The sequence below is a fragment of the Cellulosimicrobium sp. CpK407 genome, from assembly GCF_051844275.1.
Lineage (GTDB): Bacteria > Actinomycetota > Actinomycetes > Actinomycetales > Cellulomonadaceae > Cellulosimicrobium > Cellulosimicrobium cellulans_G.
Map to the genome: position 1 here is coordinate 16,710 of NZ_JBGNYC010000001.1, position 24,444 is coordinate 41,153.

Genomic DNA, 24,444 nt, shown 5'->3' on the forward strand with positions numbered 1-24,444 from the left:
GGGCCGAGGCCACGACACGCAGGAGACACCATGGCCCAGGGTCCCACCCCGGCACCTCCGCGACCGGGGGCCCCGACGCCCGCGGCGCCGGCGCCGAAGCCCGCCCCGACACCCGCGTCGGTCGCCCCGCGCGGCGACGTCCGGCGCGCTGCCACGGCTCGCCCGGCCGGCAGCACGCAGGGCACCTCGACCGGTGAGGAGATGACCGGCGCGCAGTCGATCGTCCGCTCCCTCGAGGAGGTCGGCGCCGAGGTCGTCTTCGGCATCCCGGGTGGCGCGATCCTCCCGACGTACGACCCGCTCATGGACTCCCAGCGGCTGCGCCACATCCTCGTCCGCCACGAGCAGGGCGGCGGCCACGCCGCGCAGGGCTACGCCCACGCGACCGGGAAGGTCGGCGTCACGATGGCGACCTCGGGCCCGGGCGCGACCAACCTCGTCACCCCCATCGCCGACGCGAACATGGACTCGATCCCGCTCGTCGCGATCACCGGCCAGGTCGCCGCGGGGGCGATCGGCACGGACGCCTTCCAGGAGGCGGACATCGTCGGCATCACGCTGCCGATCACCAAGCACAACTTCCTCGTCACCGACCCCGACGACATCCCGCGCACCATCGCGGAGGCGTTCCACATCGCCTCGACGGGCCGTCCCGGCCCGGTGCTCGTGGACATCGCGAAGTCGGCGATGCAGTCGCGCACGACGTTCTCGTGGCCCCAGGACGTACAGCTCCCGGGCTACCACCCGGTGACGAAGCCGCACAGCAAGCAGATCAAGGAGGCCGCGCGCCTGCTCGCGTCGGCCCGGCGCCCGGTGCTCTACGTGGGCGGCGGCGTGGTCCGCGCGAACGCGTCGGCCGAGCTGCGCCGCCTCGTCGACCTGTCGGGCGCGCCGGTCGTCACGACGCTCATGGCGCGCGGCGCCGTGCCCGACACGCACCCCCAGAACCTCGGGATGCCCGGCATGCACGGCACCGTCCCCGCCGTGGCGGCGCTGCAGAAGGCCGACCTCGTCGTGTCCCTCGGCGCGCGCTTCGACGACCGCGTCACGGGCAAGCTCTCGAGCTTCGCGCCGCACGCGCAGGTCGTGCACGCGGACATCGACCCGGCGGAGATCGGCAAGAACCGCGACGTGGACGTCCCGATCGTCGGCGACCTCAAGGAGGTCATCGCCGACCTGCTTCCCGAGCTCGAGCGCGAGCACGAGGCCAAGGGGAAGCCGGACGTCGAGGCCTGGTGGCGCCAGATCGACGACTGGCGCGAGACCTACCCCCTCGGGTACACCCAGCCCGACGACGGTCACCTCGCCCCGCAGCACGTCATCTCGCGTCTCGGCGAGATCTCCGGCCCCGAGTCGGTCTACGTCGCGGGCGTCGGCCAGCACCAGATGTGGGCGGCGCAGTTCATCCGGTACGAGCACCCGCGCACCTGGATCAACTCCGGCGGCCTCGGCACCATGGGTTTCTCGATCCCCGCGGCGATGGGCGCGAAGGTCGGCCGCCCAGACGCCACCGTGTGGGCGATCGACGGCGACGGCTGCTTCCAGATGACCAACCAGGAGCTCGCCACCTGCACGATCAACGAGATCCCGATCAAGGTCGCGCTGATCAACAACTCCTCGCTCGGCATGGTGCGCCAGTGGCAGACCCTGTTCTACGACAAGCGCTACTCCAACACCGACCTGCACACCGGGCACGGCACGGCGCGCGTCCCCGACTTCGTCAAGCTCGCCGACGCGTACGGGTGCGAGGGCATCCGCGTCGAGTCGATGGGCGAGGTCGACGCCGCGATCAAGCGCGCGATGGAGATCGACGACCGCCCCGTGGTCATCGACTTCAACGTCTCCCGCGACGCGATGGTGTGGCCGATGGTCGCCGCCGGCGTGAGCAACGACGACATCCAGTACGCGCGGGGCATCTCGCCCGCGTGGGACCGAGAGGACTGACCCGCCATGTCCCGCCACACCCTCTCCGTGCTCGTCGAGAACAAGCCCGGCGTGCTCACGCGCGTCGCGGGCCTGTTCGCCCGTCGCGCCTTCAACATCCACTCGCTCGCGGTCGGCCCGACCGAGCACGAGGAGATCTCGCGCATCACCGTCGTCGTCGACGTCGAGGAGCGCCCGCTCGAGCAGGTGACGAAGCAGCTCAACAAGCTGGTCAACGTCATCAAGATCGTCGAGCTCGACGCGGCCGCGTCCGTGCAGCGCGAGCTCCTGCTCGTCAAGGTCCGCGCCGACGGCGCGAACCGCACGGGCGTGCTCGAGGTCGTCAACCTGTTCCGCGCGAAGGTCGTCGACGTCGTGCCCGACGCCGTGACCATCGAGGCGACGGGCACCGGCGAGAAGCTGAACGCCCTGCTCGGCGCGCTCGAGCCGTACGGCGTGCGCGAGATCGTGAAGTCGGGGACCGTCGCCGTCGGGCGCGGCTCCCGCTCGATCACCGACCGCGCGCTGGAACGCGTGGTCCGCTCCGCCTGACGATCGCCTACCCTCGCACCAAGACCCGCACGGGCGTCGGTGCGCACCGATCGTCGTTCCACCGCGAGACATCGCAACAGACCCCTGCACCGCAACGAAGAACCGAGGAGATCCATCGTGGCTGAGCTGTTCTACGACGACGACGCCGACCTGTCCATCATCCAGGCCAAGAAGGTCGCGATCGTCGGCTACGGGAGCCAGGGCCACGCGCACGCCCAGAACCTGCGCGACTCCGGCGTCGAGGTCGTCGTCGCCCTCCGCGAGGGCTCGAAGTCGACCGCCAAGGCCCAGGACGAGGGCTTCGAGGTGAAGTCCGTCGCCGACGCCGCGGCGTGGGCCGACCTGATCATGATCCTCGCGCCGGACCAGCACCAGCGCTCGATCTACAACGACGAGATCAAGCCGAACCTCGCCGCCGGCAAGACGCTCGCCTTCGCGCACGGCTTCAACATCCGGTTCGGCTACATCGAGGCCCCCGACGGCGTCGACGTCATCCTCGTCGCGCCCAAGGCGCCGGGCCACACCGTGCGCCGCGAGTTCGTCGCGGGCCGCGGCATCCCCGACATCATCGCCGTCGAGAAGGACGCGTCGGGCCAGGCGTGGGACGTCGCGCTGTCGTACGCGAAGGCGATCGGCGGCACGCGCGCCGGGGTCATCAAGACGACGTTCACCGAGGAGACCGAGACCGACCTGTTCGGCGAGCAGGCCGTCCTGTGCGGTGGCGTGTCGCAGCTCGTCCAGTACGGGTTCGAGACCCTCACCGAGGCCGGCTACCAGCCGGAGATCGCCTACTTCGAGGTGCTGCACGAGCTCAAGCTCATCGTGGACCTCATGTGGGAGGGCGGCATCGCCAAGCAGCGTTGGTCCGTCTCCGACACCGCCGAGTACGGCGACTACGTCTCCGGCCCGCGCGTCATCGACCCGCGCGTCAAGGAGAACATGCAGGGCGTCCTCGCGGACATCCAGTCCGGCGCGTTCGCCAAGCGCTTCATCGACGACCAGGACGCCGGCGCGCCGGAGTTCACGGCGCTCCGCGAGAAGGCCGCGCAGCACCCGATCGAGAAGGTCGGCAAGGAGCTGCGGTCGCTGTTCGCGTGGAAGCAGCAGGACGCCGACTACACCGAGGGCAGCGCCGCACGCTGACGCAGGCCGTCCTGCCTGCCCGAGGCGGAGCCGGCGTCGTGCGCGACGTCGGCTCCGCCTCGGGCTCTCGGGCCACCCCGCCCTCGCGCGGCGCGACCGGGATCGTCCCGCCCGTCCTCGCGGCAACCAGGCACGCGACCGTGCCGACCAAGGAGGCACCGTGACGACGACGGCACCGCCGGCCGCGCACGACGAGCTGCTGGATCCGTTCCTGGCTCCGCACTGGGAGACGTCGGCGCTGCTGGTGATCGACACGCAGGTCGACTTCGCCGAGGGCGGGAGCACGCCCGTCGCGGGAACGCGGGAGGTCGTGCCCGCGCTCACCTCGCTCGTCGAGGCGTACCGGCGGGCGGGCCTGCCTGTCGTCCACGTCGTGCGCCTGTACGACGGGGACGACGTGGACCTGGTGCGGCGCCGGGCGATCGGCGACGGCGCCGCCGTGGTGCGTCCGGGCACGCCGGGCTCCGCGATCCTTCCCGAGCTCGTGCCGGCGGGCGCGCCCCCGCTCGATCCCGACGTGCTGCTCGCCGGGCGTCCACAGGACCTCGGGCCTGGCGAGATCGTCGTGTGGAAGCCTCGGTGGAGCGCGTTCCACCGCACCCCGCTCGAGGGTCTCCTGCGTGAGCGCGGCGTCGACACCGTCGTCGTGGCGGGCTGCAACTTCCCGAACTGCCCGCGCGCGACGCTCACCGACGCGAGCGAGCGGGATCTGCGGGCCGTCGTCGTGCCCGACGCCGTCTCCGGCACGACCGAGGAGGGCCTCGCCCAGGTCGTGGGAATGGGTGTCGTGCTGCGTCCCTCGTCGGCCGTCGTCGCGGCGGTGGCCGGGGCCGTCGCTCGGTGCGACACGAGCGGGACGAACCGCGAGAGATCGGGCACATCGACCCTCGGTACGCCACGATAGGGGGCATGACCCGACAGGCGCACGAGGGGGAACCGGTGACGGACGACGTGGTGGTGGACGAGAGGGCGGCGGAGATCCTCGCGTTCTGGGAGCTGGCACGGCCGAGCGCCGGGATGGCGCGGGTGGGCGTGGTCACCGGCACCACGGTCTCCGAGACGGTGCCGCCGCCCGCGTGGTCGTTCGGCGACAACCCCGCGCTGGCCGACGACCTGCTCGCGGCGGTGCTGAGCGGGGAGAAGACCGCGACGTCGTCCGCGCTGTGGGAGTACGAGGACTCGGGGGAGCCCGTCCCGCGCGTCGGCGAGCTGTCGATCCTGCTCGACGGTGCCGGGCACCCGCGGGCGCTCGTCCGGACGACGTCGGTCGAGATCGTCGCGTTCGAGGACGTCGACGCGGACTTCGCCCTGGCGGAGGGGGAGGACGACGGCTCCCTCGAGTCGTGGCGCGACGGTCACGAGACGTACTTCCGGCGCGTGCTGGAGCGAGAGTTCGCTCCCGACATGCCGCTCGTGTGCGAGCGGTTCGAGCTGCGCTACCCGCGCTGAGGCGGGATGAGCGGTGGCCGGCCGTGCCACGGTCGGCCGGCCACCGCTCGCGGGGCAGGTGAAGAGGACTACCCCGGGATCGATGACGGGCCGACCGGGTGGTCCGGTCGGCCCGCTGCGGCGAGCAGGAGCGTGCGCACGTCCTGCGCGACGACGGAGCGCGCCCCGCGCAGGACCGCGAGCTCGGGCACGGCGGTCGCGACGACCGCTCCCGTCCGCTGGTCGGTGCCGCGGAGAGCGGTGGCGGTGGCCTCGGCGAGCCCCGCGCCGCACGCGACCCCCGTCGGCCCGCCGAGCACGACGGCGTCGGGCTCGAGGATCGCCACGACGGGCTGGAGCACGATCGCGACGCGACGGGCGAGATCCTGCACGAGCGCGCGGACGGCGGCCGTGTCGCCGTGCTCGCGGATCGCGGCGACGGCCGCGGCGTAGGGGGTGGACTCCGTGACCCCGGGGACGCCCGCCCGGGCGCAGAGCTCGACGAGCCGCAGGCCCCCGACGAGGTCCTGCACGTTGACGGAGTCGTCGATCCCGGTGGCGGGGACGGGGAGGTAGCCGATCTCGCCGGCGCCGCCCGAGGTGCCGTGGTGGACGCGGCCCTCGAGCCACGCCCCCATGCCGATGCCCTCGCCGAGCCACAGCAGGGCGAAGCTCTGCTCGTCGCGACCCGCGTCGCGCTCGGCGATCGCGGCGAGGTTCACGTCGTTCTCGACGCGCACGTCGATGCCGAGGGCGTCCTCGAGATGCCCCCGGAGCCCCTGGCGCGGCCAGCCGGGCAGCTCGCCGACGAGGGCGATGTCGCCCGTGCGCGGGGCGACGGCCGCCTGGACGCCGACGACGGCGGTCGCCACGCGCGCGACCGGGATGCCCGCGTCCGCGCAGGCCTCGTCGCGCGCCGTGCGGACGTCGGTCGCGGCGGCGCGGTCCGGGCCCGCGGCGACGGTGGTCTCGCCGAGCGTCCGGCCGAGCGCGTCGACGACGCTCGCCCGCACGCCGTCGGGCACGACGTCGAGCGCGAGCCCGACGAGGACGTCGGTGCGTGCGGCGTACTGTGTCGCCTGCGGCCCGCGTGCCCCCTGCACGGAGCCGGTGGGCTCGATGAGTCCGGACTGCTCGAGCCGTGCGACGATCTGCGAGGCCGTCGGTCGGGACACGCCCGTGCTGTCGCCGATCTGGGACCGGGTGAGCGGCCCGGCGTCGAGCAGGAGCTCGAGCGCCGCGCGATCGTTGATCGTGCGGAGCAGCCCCGGCGTGCCGGGGATCCTCGACGAGGTGGGCGCGGTCATGGCGTTCCTTCGGGCGGGCTTTAGGAAAGTTTCCTAATAGTGCCCTGTCTCGCCCCGTCGCGCAACTCGAGCGCAGTCCGAGACGTGAGACCGTCGTCCCGAGGGGTGGCGCGGCGGCGTAGGCTCACGGCATGACGCGCACCATTGATCTGGCAGTCGTGGCCGGGGACGGCATCGGTACCGAGGTCGTCGAGCAGGGCCTCGCCGTGCTCGAGGCCGCCGTGTCCGGCTCGGACGTGAAGGTCTCCACGACGCCGTTCGACCTGGGTGCGCGCCGCTGGCACGCGACGGGGGAGACGCTCACCGACGCGGACCTCGACGCGATCCGCGGCCACGACGCGATCCTCCTGGGCGCGATCGGCGACCCCAGCGTCCCGTCGGGCGTGCTTGAGCGCGGCCTGCTGCTCAAGCTCCGCTTCGCGCTCGACCACTACGTGAACCTGCGCCCGGGCAAGCTGTACCCGGGCGTCACCTCGCCCCTCGCCGACCCGGGCGAGATCGACTTCGTCGTGGTGCGCGAGGGCACCGAGGGCCCGTACGTCGGCAACGGCGGCTCGCTGCGCACCGGCACGCCCCACGAGATCGCGACCGAGGTCTCCCTCAACACGGCGTTCGGCGTCGAGCGCGTCGTGCGCGACGCGTTCGCCCGTGCCCAGGCGCGCCCGCGCAAGCACCTCACGCTCGTGCACAAGCACAACGTCCTCGTGCACGCGGGCCACCTGTGGCGCCGGACGGTCGAGGCCGTCAACGCCGAGTTCCCCGACGTCACGACGGACTACCTGCACGTCGACGCGGCGACCATCTTCCTCACGACGAAGCCGTCGCGGTTCGACGTCATCGTCACGGACAACCTGTTCGGGGACATCCTCACGGACCAGGCCGCCGCGATCACGGGCGGGATCGGCCTCGCCGCGTCCGCGAACATCAACCCCGACCGCACGGCGCCGTCGATGTTCGAGCCCGTGCACGGCTCGGCGCCGGACATCGCCGGGCAGGGCAAGGCCGACCCGACCGCCACGGTGCTGTCGGTCGCGCTGCTCCTCGACCACCTGGGCCTCGGCGACGAGGCGAAGCGCGTCGAGGCGGCCGTCGCGGCCGACCTCGCCGAGCGGGGGAGCCGAGTACGCTCGACGGCCGAGGTGGGCCGCGAGCTCGCCGCTCGCGTCGCCGGCTGACACGCCGCCCGGGTCCCGCACGGACCCGGGCACCGGTTCGCCCGCAGTCCCCGCACCTCGGTCGTCATCGCCCCAGGACCGGATCCCTCCCGTTCTGACCCGGTGACGCCTGCCGTCGTCGTACCCTCGCGCGGATCGCCGCACGAGCCGTGCGGTCGTGGAAAACTAGGCGGAGACCACCCGGGTCGCCAGGTGAAAGGCCTCATGATGAGCACCCTCGCAGCGCAGCACCAGCCGTCCTCCTCGGAGGAAGACCTCATCGCCCTGTTCGACGTCCGCCCGACGGACGCCCCGACGCCGCCCGCCGAGCGCGAGGCCGCGATCGCGGCCCCGAAGTTCGGCACGGTCTTCACGGACCACATGGCGCGGATCAGCTGGAACTCGACGGACGGGTGGGTCGACCGCCGCATCGAGAAGTACGGCCCCCTCCTGCTGGACCCGGCGACCGCCGTCCTGCACTACGCGCAGGAGATCTTCGAGGGCATGAAGGCGTACCGCCACGCCGACGGGTCGGTGTGGACGTTCCGCCCCGAGGCGAACGCGGCGCGCTTCGCCCGCTCGGCCCACCGCCTCGCGCTCCCGGCCCTGTCCGTCGACGACTTCGTCGGGTCGATCACGGCGCTCGTGCGCACGGACGTCGACTGGGTGCCCAGCGGCGACGAGGCGAGCCTCTACCTGCGCCCGTTCATGTACGCGTCGGAGGCGTTCCTCGGCGTGCGTCCGTCGCTCGAGGCCGAGTACCTGGTGATCGCCTCCCCGGTGGGGCCCTACTTCTCGGGCGGCGTGAAGCCCGTGTCCATCTGGGTCGACCGCGAGTACAGCCGCGCGGGCGCCGGGGGCACCGGTGACGCGAAGTGCGGCGGCAACTACGCCTCCAGCCTGCTCCCGCAGGTGGTCGCGCAGCAGCACGGGTGCGAGCAGGTGTGCTTCCTCGACTCCGGCACGCGGACGTTCCTCGAGGAGCTCGGTGGCATGAACGTGTTCGTCGTCAAGGCGGACGGCTCGGTCGAGACCCCCGAGCTCAGCGGCTCGATCCTCGAGGGCGTGACGCGCTCGTCGATCATCCGCCTCCTCACCGACCGCGGGCACGACGTGGTCGAGCGCCGCATCCCGCTCACCGACGTCCTCGCCGGGATTCAGGACGGCTCCGTGACCGAGGTGTTCGCGTGCGGCACGGCCGCCGTCATCACCCCCATCGGGCGCCTCGCGGGGTCCGACTTCGACCACACCATCGGCGGCGGCGAGGCGGGGTCGCTCACCATGGCGATCCGCGCCGAGCTCACCGACATCCAGACCGGGCGCGCGGCCGACCGCCACGGCTGGCTGCGCCGCCTCGCCTGAGGCCGGCGGCCCGTCCGCACCCGGCACGACGACGGGGTGCCCCTCCCGCGAGAGGGGCACCCCGTCGTCGTGCGTGTCGGTCGGCGCGTGGGACGCGCGACGACCGGTGAATCAGACGGCGGTCGCCGGCCGCACGACGATGGTGCGCCCGGCGACTCCCGCGAGCAGCGACCAGACCGCGATGCCGATCAGCAGGTTGATGAGCCCGGACAGGGCCGCCGCCGTGACGTCGCTCGACCAGGCGAACGGGAGCACCGCGATCACGACGATGACGAGCGCCATGATCCAGCCGAAGAACGCGCGCGGGCGCGGCGTGCTGAGGATGAGCAGGTGCAGGACGCCCGCCGCGAGGACGGCGAGGATCGCCCCGTCGATCGCCCACGCGGCCTGGCGCGACCCCGTGCCGAACAGGTCGGGCGGCGGCACGAGCGTGATCGCGAAGATGCGCTCGAAGATGATCACGCCGAGCAGCCCGATGAGCGCGGCGACGAGCGCCGTCGCCGCGGCGCCCGCCCAGAACCGGCCCGCCTCGACCGCGAGGCGCGGGTCCGCGGGATTGACGGGCGGCCTCTGCTCGGGGAAGCCGGCCTGCGGGTCCGTCGGGGGGATCGCGGGGGGCTGGGCGTGCTGCGGCACGGGGGGCTGCCCGTACCGGCGCGTCGGGGGGTTCTGCGGGTCGTAGCCGCCCGGCGTCGGGTCGCTCATCGTCACTCCTCGGTCGGTCGCCGCCGCGCCAGAGGGCGGTGGGCGGCTCGGTGGATGGACGCTCGTGTCCATCCTCGCCGAACCTGTGGCACCATGTGCCCTGTGACACACCTCGTCTCCCAGCTCATTATCGAGTAGCGCGCCCGGTAGCACTCACCGGACGCGCAGACCTCCCGCACCCTCGGGGGGTTTTTTTGTTGCTGGGCGCCACCCCCGCCCGGCGGCACGGATGCCGGGCCTCCCGCCTCACGAGGGCCCCGCCCGGCGTCCTGGGAGACGGACCAGAGGGGCGGGCGCTGCGGCGTCCGCGACACGACGAACGGCAGGAAGAGGCACCATGACCTCGGCGACGACCCCCGTGACCGGCCCCCGCGAGTCCCGGGTCTTCCACGTCTACGACACGACCCTGCGCGACGGCGCGCAGCAGGAGGGCATGAACCTCTCCGTCGCCGACAAGCTCGCCATCGCCCCGCTGCTCGACGAGCTCGGCGTCGGGTTCATCGAGGGCGGCTGGCCGGGCGCGGTGCCCAAGGACACGGAGTTCTTCCGCCGCGCGGCCAAGGAGCTCGACCTGCGCCACGCCGTGCTCGCGGCGTTCGGCTCGACCCGCAAGGCCGGGCTGCGCGCGTGGGACGACCCGCAGGTCCGGGCGCTCGTCGACTCCGAGGCGCCCGTCGTGACGCTCGTCGCCAAGTCGGACGTGCGGCACGTCGAGCGTGCGCTGCGCACGACGCCCGAGGAGGGGCTCGCCATGATCACCGACACGGTGTCGTTCCTCGTGGGCGAGGGCCGGCGGGTCGTCGTCGACGCGGAGCACTTCTTCGACGGCTACCGGCACGACCCGGCGTTCACGCGCTCCGCCGTGCAGGCCGCGTTCGAGGCCGGGGCCGAGGTCGTCGCCCTGTGCGACACCAACGGCGGGATGCTGCCGACCTGGGTCGTCGAGATCGTCGAGGAGCTGCGCGACGCCGTCGGGCTCCCGCACGGGCGCGACGCGCTCCCGGGCGACGCGCTGCTCGGCATGCACGCGCACAACGACTCGGGGTGCGCCGTCGCGAACACGCTCGCGGCCGTCGAGGCTGGCGCGGCCCACGTCCAGGGGACGGTCAACGGGTACGGGGAGCGCACGGGCAACGTCGACCTGCTGACGGTCGTCGCGAACCTCGAGCTCAAGCACGGGCTGCGGACCCTGACCGGAGAGGGGCTCGAGGAGTCCACGCGCATCTCGCACGCGATCAGCGAGATCACCAACATCTCCCCGTACGCGCGCCAGCCGTACGTCGGCGCGAGCGCGTTCGCGCACAAGGCGGGGCTGCACGCGAGCGCGATCAAGGTCGACCCGGACCTCTACCAGCACATCGACCCGACGGCGGTCGGCAACGACATCCGCATGCTCGTCTCCGACATGGCCGGTCGCGCGTCGATCGAGCTCAAGGGCCGCGAGCTCGGCTTCGACCTGTCGGGCCAGGGCGAGCTCCTCACGCGCGTGACCAACCGCGTGAAGGACGACGAGGCGAACGGCTACACCTACGAGGCCGCGGACGCGTCGTTCGAGCTGCTGCTCCGCGAGGAGATCACGGGCGAGCGCCCCCCGTACTTCCGCGTCGAGAGCTGGCGCACGATCGTCGAGCGGGCCGGGTCGCGCGGCACCGAGGCCACGGCGGAGGCGACCGTCAAGCTCCACGCCGGGGGCGAGCGCATCGTCACGACCGGCGAGGGGAACGGGCCCGTCAACGCGCTCGACCACGCGCTCCGGCTCGCGCTCGGCCGCGTCTACCCCGAGATCGACGTGTTCGAGCTCATCGACTTCAAGGTCCGCATCCTCGACACCGAGCAGGGGACCGACGCGATCACGCGCGTCCTCATCGAGACGACCGACGGCTCGACCTCGTGGTCGACGGTCGGCGTCGGGCCGAACCTCATCGAGGCCGCCTGGGAGGCGCTGACCGACTCCGCGATCTACGGGCTGGTCCACGCGGGCGTCGACCCGCGCTGAGCCGTCACCGGACCCCCGTGACCGACGTCTCCCGTCGAGCCGGGGCCCCGCGGGCTTAGGGTGGACGGGTGCGTGGTGAGTACAAGGTTCCCGGTGGCAAGCTCGTGGCGGTCGACGTCGAGGTGGAGGCCGGGCGGCTCGCCCGCGTCGCGGTGAGCGGCGACTTCTTCCTCGAGCCGGACGACGCGCTCGAGGACATCGACGGCGCGCTCACGGGCATGCCGGAGACGGCGACGGTCGCGCAGCTCGCGAGCGCCGTCCAGGGCGCTCTCGGCGAGGACGTCACGATGATCGGCTTCTCGCCGGAGGCGGTCGCCATCGCCGTCCGGCGAGCCCTCGGGCACGCGACGGGCTGGGGCGACCACACCTTCGAGATCGTGCACGAGGGCCCGGAGGAGCCGGCGATGCACCTCGCGCTCGACCAGGTGCTCACCGAGGAGCTCGACGCCGGCCGCCGCGGCCCGACGCTGCGGATCTGGGAGTGGGCGTCGCCCGCGGTGATCATCGGGTCGTTCCAGTCGCTGCGCAACGAGGTGGACCCGGAGGGCGCCGAGCGCCACGGCGTGACGGTCGTGCGCCGCATCTCCGGCGGGGGCGCGATGTTCGTCGAGCCGGGGAACACCATCACCTACTCGCTCTACGTGCCCGGGTCGCTCGTCGAGGGCCTGAGCTTCGAGCGCTCCTACGCGTTCCTCGACGACTGGGTGCTCGGCGCGCTCGCGGACGTCGGTGTCGAGGCGACGTACAAGCCGCTCAACGACATCGCCTCGCCCGCAGGCAAGATCGCGGGCGCGGCGCAGAAGCGCCTGCGCGGGGGAGCGGTGCTCCACCACGTGACGATGGCGTACGACATCGACGCCGACAAGATGACCGAGGTGCTGCGCATCGGCCGCGAGAAGCTCTCCGACAAGGGCACGACGAGCGCGAACAAGCGCGTCGACCCGGTGCGCTCGCAGACGGGCATGGCGCGCGAGGACGTCATCGAGGCGTTCAAGCGGCACTTCCGGTCGCGCTACCGGACGGTCGAGGGCAAGGTCACGCCCGAGGAGCGCGAGCGCGCCCAGGAGCTCGTGCGGACGAAGTTCTCGACGCCGGAGTGGACCGCGCGCGTCCCGTGACGCCGTCACCCGCGAGGTAGAGCTGCCGGTCGCGAGGTAGAGCTCCCGGGCTTCTACGTCGCGACCGCGAGCTCTATCTCGGCGTGGGTCGCGGGCCGAAGACGGCGGTGCCGACGCGGACGATCGTCGCGCCTTCCGCGACGGCGAGCTCGAGGTCGCCGCTCATGCCCATCGAGAGTTCGCGCGCCTCCGCGGTGCCCGGGGCGCCCGAGCGCGCGACGGCGTCGCGCACCTCGCGCAGGCGCGCGAAACCCGCGCGCACCAGCGTCTCGTCCGGGGCCTTCGCGCCGATCGTCATGAAGCCTCGCAGGCGCAGCCCGTCGAGCGCCGCGACGGCGGTCGCGAGGGCGGGGGCGTCGTCGGGCCGGACGCCCGACTTGGACTCCTCGCCGGAGACGTTGACCTGGACCAGGACGTCGAGCACGCGGCCGTCGCGCGCACAGCGCGCCGCGAGCGCCTCGGCGAGCGCGAGGGAGTCCACGCTCTCGACGCCCGTGGCGGTCGCGAGCAGCTGGTTGACCTTGTTGCGCTGCAGGTGGCCGATCATGTGGACCTCGACACGCCCCGCGGCCACGAGGTCGGCGAGGTCGGGGGCCTTCGCGACGAGCTCCTGGACGCGGTTCTCGCCGATCAGGTCCGCGCCGGCCTCGACGACCGCGCGCACGGCGTCCGCCGGCTGCGTCTTGGTCGCCACGAGCAGCCGCACGTCCGACGGCGCACGCCCGGCCGCGCGGGCGGCGTCGTCGACCCTGCTCCGCACCCGGGCGAGGTTCTGCGCGATCTGCGCGGGCAGCACGGACGACGGGTCGGGGAGGGGCATGCGGTCAGTCTAGGCCGGGCGGGTCGCCCGAGACCCGGGTCGTCTCAGGGTGGTCCCGGATCCGCACCGGCGCCCTGATCGGCGAGAATGGTGCGCGAAAGGACGGTGCCGTGAAGACACTGCTCAACATCATCTGGCTCGTGTTCGCCGGGCTGTGGCTCGCCCTGGGCTACGTCCTGGCGGGCATCATCTGCTGCATCCTCATCGTGACGATCCCGTTCGGCATCGCGTCGTTCCGCATCGCCGGGTACGCGCTGTGGCCGTTCGGCCGCACGGTCGTGGACAAGCCGACCGCGGGCGCGTGGTCGACGATCGGCAACGTCATCTGGGTGGTCGTGGCCGGGATCTGGCTCGCGATCGGTCACGTCGTCACCGCGATCCCGCTGTTCGTGTCGATCATCGGCATCCCGCTCGGGATCGCGAACCTCAAGATGATCCCCGTCTCGCTCCTGCCGCTCGGCAAGGACATCGTCCCGACCGACGCCCCGTACACCGCCTACCAGCGCTGACGGACCGCGAGGTAGAGCCCCCGGTACCGCGAGGTAGAGGCCTGGTCATGACCAGGCCTCTACCTCGGCAGACCAGGCCTCTACCTCGGCAGACCAGGCCTCTACCTCGGCCGACGGGGGCTCTACCTCGCGATCGGGGCCGTGGTGCCCGCCGTGAGGCGCAGGAGGTCCGACGGCGCGAGGCCGACGTCGAGACCGCGGCGGCCACCCGAGACGTAGACGGCGTCGAACGCGAGCGCGGTGTCGTCGAGGAACGTGCGGTGGCGCTGCTTCTGGCCCAGGGGCGAGATGCCGCCGACGACGTAGCCCGTCGCGCGCTCGGCCGCGGCGGGCTCGGCCATGCTCGCCTTCTTGCCGCCCGCCGCCTTGGCGAGGGCCTTGAGGTCGAGCTGACGGTCGACGGGCACGATCCCCACGACGAGCGCGGCGCCGTCGACGACCGCGAGCAGGGTCTTGAACACCTGCTCCGCGGGCACCCCGATCGCCGAGGCCGCCTCGAGCCCGTAGGACAGGTCGCTCGACGGGTCGTGCTCGTACGGGTGCAGCGTGTGGGCGACGCCCTCGCGCTCGAGGAGCGCGACCGCGGGCGTGCCGGCGTGCGCGGACGACTTCGACTTCTTGGCCACGGGCCGATTCTGCCGCAGCGCCGCGCTACACGTTGACGTCGAGCAGCGACCCGATCGCGTAGGTCACGCCCATCGCGACCGCGCCGCCGACGACGGTCCGGACCGTCGCGCGCCGGGTCGGCGCGTTCCCGAGGCGCGCGGAGCCCCAGCCCGTGAGCACGAGCGCGAGCACGACGGCGACGAACGTGAGCGGGATGCGGATGGTCGCCGGGGCGAGGAGGATCGCCGCGAGCGGCAGCAGGCCGCCCACCGTGAACGACACGATGGACGCGACCGCGGCCTCCCACGGGCTGGTGAGCTCGTCGGGGTCGATGTGCAGCTCGGCGTCGGCGTGCGCGGCGAGCGGGTCGCGCTCGGTGAGCTGGACCGCGACCTGGCGCGCGAGGTCGGGTGTGAGCCCTTTCGCCTCGTAGATCCCCGCGAGCTCCGCGAGCTCGGCGTCCGGCATCTCGGCGAGCTCGCGGCGCTCGGTCGCGAGCAGGGCCTTCTCGGTGTCGCGCTGCGTGCTCACGGAGACGTACTCGCCCGCCGCCATGGACAGCGCTCCCGCGAGGAGCGCCGCCCCGCCCGCCGTCGCGATGACGGGGATCGACGTGCTCGTCGCCGCGACGCCGACGACGACGCCCGCCGTCGACACGATGCCGTCGTTCGCGCCCAGGACCCCGGCGCGCAGCCGGTTGAGGCGTGACCCGGTGCTCTCCGGGTGGTGGGGCTCGCCGGGGTGCCGGCCCGTGCGCGGTGCGTCGCTCATGGGTTCACCGTAGGGGCCTGCGCGCGCGCCGCGACCGGGAGCGGGGAGCGCGGCGTCGGCGTAGCGTCGGGACGTGGCGACGCGCGGCACGACGCTCCCCGGGGCGACCGGGGCCGTCGTCGTGCGCCCGGCCAGCACGGTGACGTGGGACGAGCTCGCGACCGTGTTCGGCGAGCGCGGCTATCCCGCGACGTGCTGGTGCCAGCGCCAGGTGCTCGGCGACCGCGTCTGGTACCGGACGCCGCCCGAGGAGCGGGCCCGGCTCCTGCACGAGCAGACGAGCTGCGACGACCCGGGAGCGCCGACCACGAGCGGCCTCGTCGCGTTCCTCGACGGCGAGCCCGCGGGCTGGGTCGCGGTCGGACCGCGCCCGACCTACCGGCGCCTGCGGGGGAGCCCGGTCCCGTGGTCGGGGCGTGCGGCGGGCGACGCGCAGGACAAGGACGACGCGGGCGTGTGGGCCGTCGCGTGCTTCGTGGTGCGCGCGGGCTTCCGCGGGCTGGGGCTGACGTACGACCTCGCGCGGGCCGCCGTCGGGTACGCGCGCGAGCACGGCGCGACGGCGGTCGAGGGGTACCCGATCCTCGACCCGGCCGGCGCACCGATCACCTGGGGGGAGAACTCGGTCGGCAGCGTCCAGGCGTTCCGTGCGGCGGGTCTGGTGGAGGTGGCGCGCCCGACGACGCGACGCCGGGTCATGCGCCTCGACCTGCGTCCCGCGGACGGGTGAGGCGGCGCGGCCCGGCGAAAAGGGTGCGACCGGCGCCCGCGTCGTGGTGTCTGATCGACCTGTGACGATCGAGACGCGCACCCCCGGGGTCGACGAGCTGGGCGAGGTCGTCGACGTGCTCCGCTCGTGGCAGGACGACGCCGCGCCGCTGCAGCTCCATCCCGGCGACGTGGGCTGGTACTGGCGGTTCGGCGCTCCGGCGACCGCCGCCGCGCTGCGGACGTGGCGCCGCGAGGGACGGGTGGTCGCCGTCGGGCTGCTCGACGGCCTCGACCTGCTCCGCCTGGGGATCGCGCCGGACCTGCAGCGCGACGACGAGCTCGCGCGCCGCCTCGCCGACGACGCCGCCCGACCCGAGCGGGGCGTGCTGGGGCCGGGCGGAGCGTCGGTCGAGGCACCGGTAGGTGCCCTCGTGGACGAGCACCTGGCCGCGGCGGGCTGGCGCGTCGACGAGCGGTGGGCGCTCCTGCGCCGCGACCTGGCCACGCCGGTGGAGGACTCGGGGGTCCGGGCGCGCGAGGTCGGGCCGTCGGAGGCCGCCGCGTGGGCCGAGGCGCTGCGCTCGTCGTTCGGCGGGACGCGGGCCGCGCCGGAGCGCTGGCACGCCCTGGCGACCGGGCTCCCGTACGCCGACGCGCGGTGTCTCCTCGTGCACGACGGCGCGGCGGTCCCCGACGACCCGGCCCGCGCCGGTCACGAGCCCGCGGCAGCGGTGATCGCGGTGTGGTCCGCCGGCCCGGGGCGTCCCGGGCTGATCGAGCCGATGGGCGTGCACGCCGATCATCGTCGTCGGGGCCTGGGCCGGGCAGTCACCCTCGCCGGCCTGGCGGCGCTCCGCGCGCTGGGCGCGTCGAGCGCGCTCGTCGCGACGCCGGCGTCCAACGTCGGGGGCGTCGCCACGTACGTCGCCGCGGGGTTCGTCCACCTGCCGGAGCGGTTCGACCGGCGGCGCGAGGCCGTCTGACCGCACCGCTCGCCGGGGGTGAGACCGTCGGCGCAGGTCACGTCCCGTCCCCTACGCTGCTCGGCGTGACGCAGGGGAACTCCACGACCGACCGACCGACCACGCGCGCGGAGCGCTACGAGCACGGGCAGGCGGTGTTCGGAGCCGTCAACGAGACGGCGCCCGCCGCGATCGCCGAGGCGCTCGCGGGCGTCTCGCCCGAGCTCGAGCACCAGATCTCGGCCTGGGCGTACGGCGAGATCTACGCGCGGCCGCACCTGGAGCCGCGCGACCGGCAGCTCGTCACCCTCGGGATGCTCAGCGCCCTCGGCGGCTGCGAGCCGCAGCTCGAGATCCACGTCCGCACCACGCTCGACGTCGGGCTGACGCCGCAGGAGATCGTCGAGGCGCTCCTGCAGGCCGCCGTCTACTGCGGGTTCCCGCGGGCGCTCAACGCGACGGCCGTGGCCAAGCAGGTCTTCGCCGAGCGCGGGCTGCTCCCCGTCGACTGAGCGGCCGGGCCCGGCGGCGCCCCGACCCGCGGCGCGCGGCCGGTGCACCCGGCCCGCGACGCCCGGCTGGTGGTGGTACCCGACCCCGTGCCGCCCGGCCGCGGCGCTCGTCGCGGCACCGGTCTACAGCGGCCCGACGGCCAGCACGGTCACGACCGGCTCGCCCGCCTCGTCGCTCGCCGCGAGGTCGACGCTCGCCGTGATCGCCCAGTCGTGGTCGCCCGCCGGGTCGTCGAGCACCTGCCGCACGAGCCACGTGCCCGCGGGGACGACGCCGCCCGGGGCGTGCTCCGCCGTCGGGCCCTCGTGGCCGGCCGGCAGCTCGGCGCCCGCCTCGACGACGCGGAACAGCGCCGCGGAGCGGGCCCCGGGCCCGATGCCGATCGCGTCGTCGCCCTGGTCCTCGAAGAGCGGGTCGAGCGCGTCGCCCCACGCGTCCGCGTCCCAGCCCGCGCCGCCGTCGAGCGCGCCGAGCGCGCGGTAGTCCTCGCGGGACGCGAGCTCGACGCGGCGGAACAGCGCGTTGCGCACGAGGCGCCGGAACGAGCGCGGGTTGCCCGTGACCGGCCGGGTCGGCGCCTCGGCGCCCGCCCCGGAGAGCGGGCCGTCGCCCACCTCGGTGTCCGCGTCGTCGTCGACCGGGTGGGCGAGGCGCTCCCACTCGTCGAGCAGCGACGAGTCGACGCCGCGCACCAGCTCGCCGAGCCACTCGACGATCTCCTGGACCTCCTCGGTGCGGTGCTCCTCGGGGACCACCTGGCGCAGGGCGCGGTAGGCGTCCGCGAGGTAGCGCAGCACGACGCCCTCGGTGCGCTCGAGCCCGTAGACGGACACGAACTCCGCGAACGTCATGGCGCGCTCGACCATGTCGCGGACCACGGACTTGGGGGAGAGCTCGGCGTCCGCGACCCACGGGTTGGACCGCTTGTACATGGCGAACGCGGGCGCCAGCAGCTCCTCGAGCGGCTGGGGCCAGGTGATCTCCTCGAGCAGCGCCATGCGCTCCTCGTACTCGTACCCCTCGGCCTTCATCGCGGCGACGGCCTCGCCCTTGGCGGCGTTCTGCTGGGCGTAGAGGACCTGGCGCGGGTCGTCGAGCGTCGCCTCGATGACGGAGACGACGTCGAGCGCGTGGGTCGCGCCCTCGACGTCGAGCAGGTCCAGGGCCGCGAGCGCGAACGGCGACAGCGGCTGGTTGAGCGCGAACTCGCGCGGCAGGTCGCCGACGAGGCGCACGCTCGGGCGGTAGCCCGCGGGGCGCGACGGGTCGGGCACGCGCACGCGCTCGACGATCCCCGCGACCCGCAGCGAGCGGTAGATGCGGAACGTCTGGCGCACGTGCTCGCGGCGCTGGGTGTCGGTGTCGTGGTTCGCGAGGAGCAGGTGCCGCATGGCCTCGACCGGGTCGCGGCGCGGGTCGGACGCGTCGACGTGCCCGCCGCGGCCGTGCTGGGCGGTGCGCGCGAGGACGTTGAGGACCATCGCGTGCGTGACCGTGAAGTGGCTGGTCAGGGGCTCGGGCTCGGCGTCGCGCAGGCGCTCGAACGTCGCGTCGGTCCAGTTGACCGAGCCCTGCGGCGCCTTCTTGCGGACGATCTTCTTGAGCTTCTTGGGGTCGTCGCCGGCCTTGGCGAGCATCTTGCGGTTCTCGATGACGTGGTCGGGCGCCATGACGAGCACCTCGCCCACGGTGTCGTACCCGGCGCGGCCGGCGCGCCCCGCGATCTGGTGGAACTCGCGCGCCGTGAGGTGGCGCATGCGCTCGCCGTCGAACTTCACGAGGCTCGTGAGCAGGACCGTGCGGATGGGCACGTTGATGCCGACCCCGAGCGTGTCCGTGCCGCACACGACCTTGAGCAGCCCGGCCTGCGTGAGGCGCTCGACGACGCGCCGGTACTTGGGCAGCATGCCCGCGTGGTGCACGCCGACGCCGTGCCGCAGGAACTTGCTCAGCGTCTTGCCGAACCCGGTGCCGAAGCGGAAGTCGCCGAGCTCGGCCGCGATCGCCTCCTTCTCGGACTTCGTCGCGACGTTCATGGACAGCAGCGACTGCGCGCGCTCGACCGCGTCCTTCTGCGTGAAGTGCACGACGTACACGGGCGCGCGGCGCGTGCTGACGAGCTCCTCGATGACCTCGGTCAGCGGCTCGACGACGTAGCTGAAGTGCAGCGGGACCGGCCGCTGGGCCGTGGTCACCTCGGCGACGGGCCGGCCGGTGCGCTCCTCGAGCTCCTCGACGAACCGGGTCGTGTCGCCGAGCGTCGCGGACATGAGCAGGAACTGGGTGTTCGGCAGCTCGAGCAGCGGCACCTGCCACGCCCAGCCGCGCTGCGGGTCGGCGTAGAAGTGGAACTCGTCCATGACGACCTGGGAGATCGCGTCCTCGTCGACAGGTCCGGCGGCGACACCGTCACCGCCGCCGCGGCGCAGCGCGATGTTCGCGAGGATCTCCGCCGTGCAGCAGATGATCGGCGCGTCGGGGTTCACGGCGGAGTCGCCCGTCGTCATGCCGACGTTCTTGGACCCGAACGCCGCGACGAGCGCGAAGAACTTCTCGCTGACGAGCGCCTTGAGCGGCGCGGTGTAGTACGTGCGGCCGCCGCGGCCCGAGCGGTGCGCGGCGAGCGCCGCGAACTGCGCGCCCATCGCGACGAGCGACTTCCCCGAGCCGGTGGGCGTCGAGAGGATGACGTGCGAGCCGGTGACCAGCTCGATGAGCGCCTCGCTCTGGTGCGGGTACAGCTCGAGGCCCTGCTCGGTCGCCCACGTGGTGAACCCCTCGTAGAGCGCGTCCGGGTCGGGGGCCTTGCCCGTCGGTGCGGGCACGTGCGCGAGGAGAGCCGGGGTGCGGCCGGTCGTGGTGGTCACGGGACGAGTCTGTCAGGTGCGGAGCGCCGGGGTCGTCGGCAGCCCGGTCGCGCCGGTCCCGGGGTCGACGCGGACCGGGCGGTGCCGAATCCGGGGTCGTTCCCCGGTTCGCCGCCGAACTGGGGAACGACCCCGGGTTCGGCAGAGCGGGTGGATCGACCCACGGGGGTTGATAGCGCTGTCAGGGTATGCGAGGGTATGGCGCGGGACCGGCGTCGAGGCCGGTCCCGGCCTCCGAGTCATCGACGACCACCGACCTCACGCCGCCGTGGGACCAAGGGGAGCACCGCATGCGGGCAGACAGCGCTGTCGACACCGATCGCGAACCATTCCCGGGACGTACCGGACCGTCACGCTCTCGCCCGCGGCGTCGCGGCGCGCGTCGGCGTCGCGCGGGCGCGGTCGTCGCCCTGACCACCGCGGCGAGCCTCGCGCTCCCGCTGGCCGCGTCCGCGTCGCCGGGGCTCGCCTCGCCCACGACCACCACCGGGACGGAGGCAGCGACGGGGTCCGATGCCGCCGCTGCCGCCGTCGACGGCCCGCTGGTCGACTACGTCAACCCGTTCATCGGGACCAAGGACGACGGCAACACCTACCCGGGCGCCGCCGTCCCGTTCGGCATGGTGCAGCTCTCCCCGGACAACGGGCACAACGTCGGGTACGACTACGACCGCACGTCGGTCCGCGGGTTCTCGCTCGTGCACCTCTCCGGCGTCGGCTGCGGCCTCGGCGGTCCCCTCCCGACCCTGCCGACGACGGGCGCGATCACCTCGACCGACTACGGCCAGTACGCGCTCGGCTTCTCGCACGACGACGAGGAGGCCTCGCCCGGGTATTACCGCGTGGGTCTCCAGGCGGCAGCCGGCACGATCGAGGCCGAGCTCACCGCGACCGAGCGCACGGGCGTCCAGCGGTACACCTTCCCCGCGACGACGCAGGCCAACGTCCTGCTCAACGCGGGCCAGGCGCTCAACCGGGTCACGGAGTCCGACGTGCGCGTCGTCGACGACCGCACGGTCGAGACACGCATCACCGTCCGCGGCTTCTGCCAGGACACCGAGCCGCAGACGATCTGGACCCGCACGACCTTCGACCGCCCCTTCGTCGCGCACGGCACGTGGGACGGCTCGACCGTCACCGGGGGCTCGGACGCCGCGGCCGGCGGCGAGGGCCGTCGCGGCGCGTACGTCACGTTCGACACGACCGGCGGCGACCTCGACGTCGAGGCCGTCACCGCGATGAGCTACGTGGGCGCCGACGGCGCCGCGGCGAACCTCGCGGCGGAGGCCGGCACGTTCGACGCCGTGCACGACGCCGCGCGCTCGGCCTGGGAGGAGCGGCTCGGCCTGGTGCGGGTCGCGCAGGGCGACCCGGACGACCTGCGCACCTTCTACTCCTCGCTCTACCGCAGCTTCCTCGCGCCGAACGTCGGCTCCGACGTCGACGGGCGGTACCGCGGCTGGGACCAGGAGGTCCACGCCGCGGAACCGGACTTCACCTACTACCAGAACTACTCGCTCTGGGACACGTACCGCACCCAGCAGCAGCTCCTGTACCTGCTCGCGCCCGACGAGTCGGCCGACATGGCGCTCTCCCTCGTGCGTCAGGGCCAGCAGGGCGGGTGGCTCCCGCGCTGGGGGTACGGCACGGTCGAGACGAACATCATGACCGGCGACCCGGCGACGCCGTTCCTCGTCAGCGCTTGGCGCCAGGGCCTGCTCGCGGGCCACGAGGAGGAGGCGTACGCGGTCCTGAGGGAGAACGCCGACGGCGTCCCGCCCGCGGGCTCGCCCTTCAACGGGCGCGCGGCGAACGTCGAGTACCTGCGCGACGGGTTCGTCCCGCACGAGCCCGCGCGCTCGAGCAAGCCGGGGGACTACGACCTCCAGCACGGCGCCTCGGCGACCATGGAGTACGCCATCGCCGACGCGATGCTCTCGACGATGGCCCGCGGCCTCGGCCACGACGAGGACGCCGACCGCTACGCCGCCCGCGGCCAGGGATACCGCAACGTGTTCGACCCGCGCACGGGCAACTTCCGGGCGCGCAACGCCGACGGCTTCTTCGTGGGTGATGCGGACCCCGCGCACTCCGACGGGTTCCACGAGGGGACGGCGGTGCAGTACCAGTGGCTCGTGCCCCAGGACGTCCCCGGCCTGTTCGACCTCATGGGCGGCACCGACGCCGCAGTCGACCGCCTGGACGCGTTCTTCGCGTACGACGAGCTGGTCGCCGACCCCGCGCGCGTCGCGAGCGAGGTGTGGGTCAACGGCACGTACGACTACTACGGCTGGGAGACCTACAACCCGAACAACGAGCCGAACCTCCACGCGCCGTACGTCTACCTGTGGACGGGTCAGCCGTGGAAGACGACGGACGTCGTGCGCGCCGCGGCGACGCTCTTCACCGACGGCCCGGACGGTGTCACGGGCAACGACGACCTTGGCACGATGTCCGCGTGGCACGTGCTGTCGTCGATCGGCGTGTACCCGATCGTGCCGGGCACCGACCTCTGGGGCCTCACGACCCCGCTGTTCGACGACGTGACGATCACGCTCGACCCGGAGGTCTTCGGTCGCGACGCGCTGCACCTCACGGCCGACGGCGTCGCGCCCGACGCGCACTACACGCAGTCCGTGTCGCTCGGCGGCGAGCCGCTGGACCGCGCCTGGGTCACGGGCGACGAGCTCACCGCGGCGGGCACGCTCGACGTGACCGTCGGCACCGAGCCGTCCGCGTGGGCGACCGACCCCGCGGCCTCGCCGGGCGCCGTCGTGCCCGCGGACGGCACGGTCGAGCGCCTGTTCGTCGGCGCGACGCCGCGGCAGCCCGTCGTCGCCCCGGGCGGGCGGACCGAGGTCGCGGTCCAGGTCGTCGCGCAGGGCGCGGGGACGACGAGCGGCACGCTCGAGGTGACGTCCGACGGCGCGGTGACCGCGACGACCGACCTGGCGGACTGGACCGCCGAGTCCGACGGCCTGCCGGCCACGGTCGAGGGCACGGTGACGATCGACGCGCCCGCCGACGCCGAGCCGGGGACCCACACGGTGCGGCTCGTCGTGCGCGACGCCGCGGGGATCGAGGCGGTCCGCGAGGTCTCGGTCGTCGTGTCCGGGGAGTCGTGGATCGCCGACGCCTTCGACAACGTCGGCATCGGCGACCTCGGCGCGGCCAACGCGAACCTCGACGGCTCGGGCGCGTACCTCCTGCGCGACCTGCTCGCGGACCTCGGCGTGGTCCAGGGCCTCGAGCTGACCGTCCCGGGCACCGACCTGACGTACCTGCTCGGCGCCCCGCCCGCGGGCGAGCCCGACAACGTCGCGGCGGACGGCCAGGTGCTCGAGGTGCCCGAGGCGCAGCGTGCCGCGCGCACGCTCTCGGTCGTCGGGACGGCGACGCACGGCACCCAGCGCGGCGACCTCGTCCTCGGGTTCGCGGACGGGACGAGCCAGACCGTCCAGGTCGCCCTGAGCGACTGGTGCACGGGCTCGCCCGAGCCGGGCAACATCCTCGTCGCCAAGCCGGGCGCACGGGGCAACGGGACCGGGACGGACGCGTTCGGCTGCGGGCTCTACGCGACGGCGCCCGTCACCGTGCCCGACGGCAAGGTGCTCACGAGCCTCACCCTGCCGCGCAACACGCGGTTCCACGTGTTCGCGGTCGCGACCGACGCGACGGGGGCCGTCCCCGCGCCGCAGGTCGAGGTCACGGCGCAGGCGCGCTGCCTCGGCGGCAAAGCGTTCGTCGCGGTGCGCGCGCTCAACACCGGCGAGCAGCCCGTCGCGGTCGAGCTCGCGACCCCGTACGGCTCGAAGCTCTTCGGCGTCGTCGCGCCCGGGTCGAACGCGTACCAGTCGTTCGCCACCCGGGCCGCCGCCGTCGAGGCGGGCGACGTCACGGTCACGGTGACGACGCCCGACGGCGAGCCCCAGCAGGTCACGGCCGCGTACGACGCCGTGTCCTGCTCCTGACCGACGGCGGTGCGGGGCCGGCAGGA

Annotated in this window: 20 protein-coding genes; 14 read left to right on the plus strand and 6 right to left on the minus strand. The window is 73.6% G+C overall.

The annotated features are described in order from the left end of the window. Positions 1–30: 30 nt before the first annotated feature. The 5 genes from ABWU78_RS00070 to ABWU78_RS00090 all read left to right on the plus strand — a co-directional run bounded on the left by ABWU78_RS00070 (position 31) and on the right by ABWU78_RS00090 (position 5,067). Positions 31–1,944: an acetolactate synthase large subunit gene (locus tag ABWU78_RS00070; RefSeq protein ID WP_439157212.1), complete on the plus strand. Its 1,914-nt coding sequence runs from the start codon at positions 31–33 to the stop codon at positions 1,942–1,944. 6 nt (positions 1,945–1,950) lie between these two features. Further along, entirely contained in the window at positions 1,951–2,475 is a 525-nt protein-coding gene (gene ilvN, locus ABWU78_RS00075; protein ID WP_047232530.1) for an acetolactate synthase small subunit, read from the plus strand. A 117-nt stretch (positions 2,476–2,592) separates the two neighbouring features. Beyond that, positions 2,593–3,618 (plus strand): ketol-acid reductoisomerase, encoded by a 1,026-nt coding sequence (ilvC, locus tag ABWU78_RS00080; RefSeq protein WP_439157213.1) that lies wholly within the window; start codon positions 2,593–2,595, stop codon positions 3,616–3,618. A 160-nt stretch (positions 3,619–3,778) separates the two neighbouring features. Continuing rightward, complete coding sequence (locus tag ABWU78_RS00085; RefSeq protein ID WP_439157214.1) at positions 3,779–4,522, plus strand: cysteine hydrolase family protein; 744 nt, start codon at positions 3,779–3,781, stop codon at positions 4,520–4,522. A 5-nt stretch (positions 4,523–4,527) separates the two neighbouring features. Beyond that, positions 4,528–5,067, plus strand: a complete 540-nt coding sequence (locus ABWU78_RS00090; RefSeq protein WP_439157215.1) for an ASCH domain-containing protein — start codon at positions 4,528–4,530, stop codon at positions 5,065–5,067. 68 nt (positions 5,068–5,135) lie between these two features. Here ABWU78_RS00090 and ABWU78_RS00095 read toward each other — a convergent pair whose 3' ends face one another. Further along, positions 5,136–6,353: an ROK family transcriptional regulator gene (locus ABWU78_RS00095; RefSeq protein WP_439157216.1), complete on the minus strand. Its 1,218-nt coding sequence runs from the start codon at positions 6,351–6,353 to the stop codon at positions 5,136–5,138. Between the two features lie 131 nt (positions 6,354–6,484). On the opposite strand from ABWU78_RS00095, the gene ABWU78_RS00100 reads away from it, so the two are divergent. Beyond that, positions 6,485–7,528: a 3-isopropylmalate dehydrogenase gene (locus tag ABWU78_RS00100; protein ID WP_353708837.1), complete on the plus strand. Its 1,044-nt coding sequence runs from the start codon at positions 6,485–6,487 to the stop codon at positions 7,526–7,528. A gap of 207 nt (positions 7,529–7,735) precedes the next feature. Beyond that, positions 7,736–8,869 carry a branched-chain amino acid aminotransferase gene (locus ABWU78_RS00105; protein ID WP_253050590.1) on the plus strand — a complete coding sequence of 378 codons (1,134 nt, stop codon included), beginning with the start codon at positions 7,736–7,738 and terminating at the stop codon, positions 8,867–8,869. A gap of 111 nt (positions 8,870–8,980) precedes the next feature. On the opposite strand, the gene ABWU78_RS00110 is transcribed toward ABWU78_RS00105, so the two are convergent. Beyond that, a complete protein-coding gene (locus tag ABWU78_RS00110) occupies positions 8,981–9,574 on the minus strand; it encodes a hypothetical protein (protein ID WP_253050588.1) in 594 nt (197 codons plus the stop codon). Positions 9,575–9,911: 337 nt separating this feature from the next. On the opposite strand from ABWU78_RS00110, the gene cimA reads away from it, so the two are divergent. Together cimA and ABWU78_RS00120 are read left to right on the plus strand one after the other, a co-directional pair. Further along, the gene (gene cimA, locus ABWU78_RS00115) at positions 9,912–11,570 is read left to right on the plus strand and encodes a citramalate synthase (RefSeq protein WP_439157217.1); all 1,659 of its coding nucleotides are present in this window, start codon (positions 9,912–9,914) and stop codon (positions 11,568–11,570) included. Positions 11,571–11,638: 68 nt separating this feature from the next. Beyond that, positions 11,639–12,688: a lipoate--protein ligase family protein gene (locus ABWU78_RS00120; RefSeq protein WP_353708839.1), complete on the plus strand. Its 1,050-nt coding sequence runs from the start codon at positions 11,639–11,641 to the stop codon at positions 12,686–12,688. Between the two features lie 73 nt (positions 12,689–12,761). Here the strand turns inward: ABWU78_RS00120 and ABWU78_RS00125 are convergent, their stop codons facing one another. Next, positions 12,762–13,508 (minus strand): YggS family pyridoxal phosphate-dependent enzyme, encoded by a 747-nt coding sequence (locus ABWU78_RS00125; protein WP_353708840.1) that lies wholly within the window; start codon positions 13,506–13,508, stop codon positions 12,762–12,764. A 110-nt stretch (positions 13,509–13,618) separates the two neighbouring features. Here ABWU78_RS00125 and ABWU78_RS00130 point away from each other — a divergent pair, with 110 nt between their 5' ends. Next, positions 13,619–14,017: a YccF domain-containing protein gene (locus ABWU78_RS00130; RefSeq protein ID WP_047232538.1), complete on the plus strand. Its 399-nt coding sequence runs from the start codon at positions 13,619–13,621 to the stop codon at positions 14,015–14,017. Between the two features lie 122 nt (positions 14,018–14,139). Here the strand turns inward: ABWU78_RS00130 and ybaK are convergent, their stop codons facing one another. Both ybaK and ABWU78_RS00140 read right to left on the minus strand, forming a co-directional pair. After that, positions 14,140–14,643, minus strand: coding sequence for a Cys-tRNA(Pro) deacylase (ybaK, locus tag ABWU78_RS00135; RefSeq protein WP_353708841.1), 504 nt, complete (start codon positions 14,641–14,643; stop codon positions 14,140–14,142). Positions 14,644–14,668: 25 nt separating this feature from the next. Continuing rightward, on the minus strand, positions 14,669–15,394 hold the full coding sequence (locus ABWU78_RS00140; protein WP_439157218.1) for a VIT1/CCC1 transporter family protein: 726 nt from the start codon (positions 15,392–15,394) through the stop codon (positions 14,669–14,671). 73 nt (positions 15,395–15,467) lie between these two features. Here ABWU78_RS00140 and ABWU78_RS00145 point away from each other — a divergent pair, with 73 nt between their 5' ends. The 3 genes from ABWU78_RS00145 (at position 15,468) to ABWU78_RS00155 (ending at position 17,579) form a co-directional block, all read left to right on the plus strand. Further along, positions 15,468–16,124 (plus strand): GNAT family N-acetyltransferase, encoded by a 657-nt coding sequence (locus ABWU78_RS00145; RefSeq protein WP_439157219.1) that lies wholly within the window; start codon positions 15,468–15,470, stop codon positions 16,122–16,124. 61 nt (positions 16,125–16,185) lie between these two features. Continuing rightward, entirely contained in the window at positions 16,186–17,088 is a 903-nt protein-coding gene (locus ABWU78_RS00150; protein WP_353708844.1) for a GNAT family N-acetyltransferase, read from the plus strand. A gap of 65 nt (positions 17,089–17,153) precedes the next feature. Further along, positions 17,154–17,579 (plus strand): carboxymuconolactone decarboxylase family protein, encoded by a 426-nt coding sequence (locus ABWU78_RS00155; RefSeq protein WP_439157220.1) that lies wholly within the window; start codon positions 17,154–17,156, stop codon positions 17,577–17,579. A gap of 123 nt (positions 17,580–17,702) precedes the next feature. On the opposite strand, the gene ABWU78_RS00160 is transcribed toward ABWU78_RS00155, so the two are convergent. Then, on the minus strand, positions 17,703–20,447 hold the full coding sequence (locus ABWU78_RS00160; RefSeq protein ID WP_353708845.1) for a DEAD/DEAH box helicase: 2,745 nt from the start codon (positions 20,445–20,447) through the stop codon (positions 17,703–17,705). A 290-nt stretch (positions 20,448–20,737) separates the two neighbouring features. Here ABWU78_RS00160 and ABWU78_RS00165 point away from each other — a divergent pair, with 290 nt between their 5' ends. Continuing rightward, positions 20,738–24,418 carry a GH92 family glycosyl hydrolase gene (locus ABWU78_RS00165; protein ID WP_439157221.1) on the plus strand — a complete coding sequence of 1,227 codons (3,681 nt, stop codon included), beginning with the start codon at positions 20,738–20,740 and terminating at the stop codon, positions 24,416–24,418. Positions 24,419–24,444 lie beyond the last annotated feature (26 nt).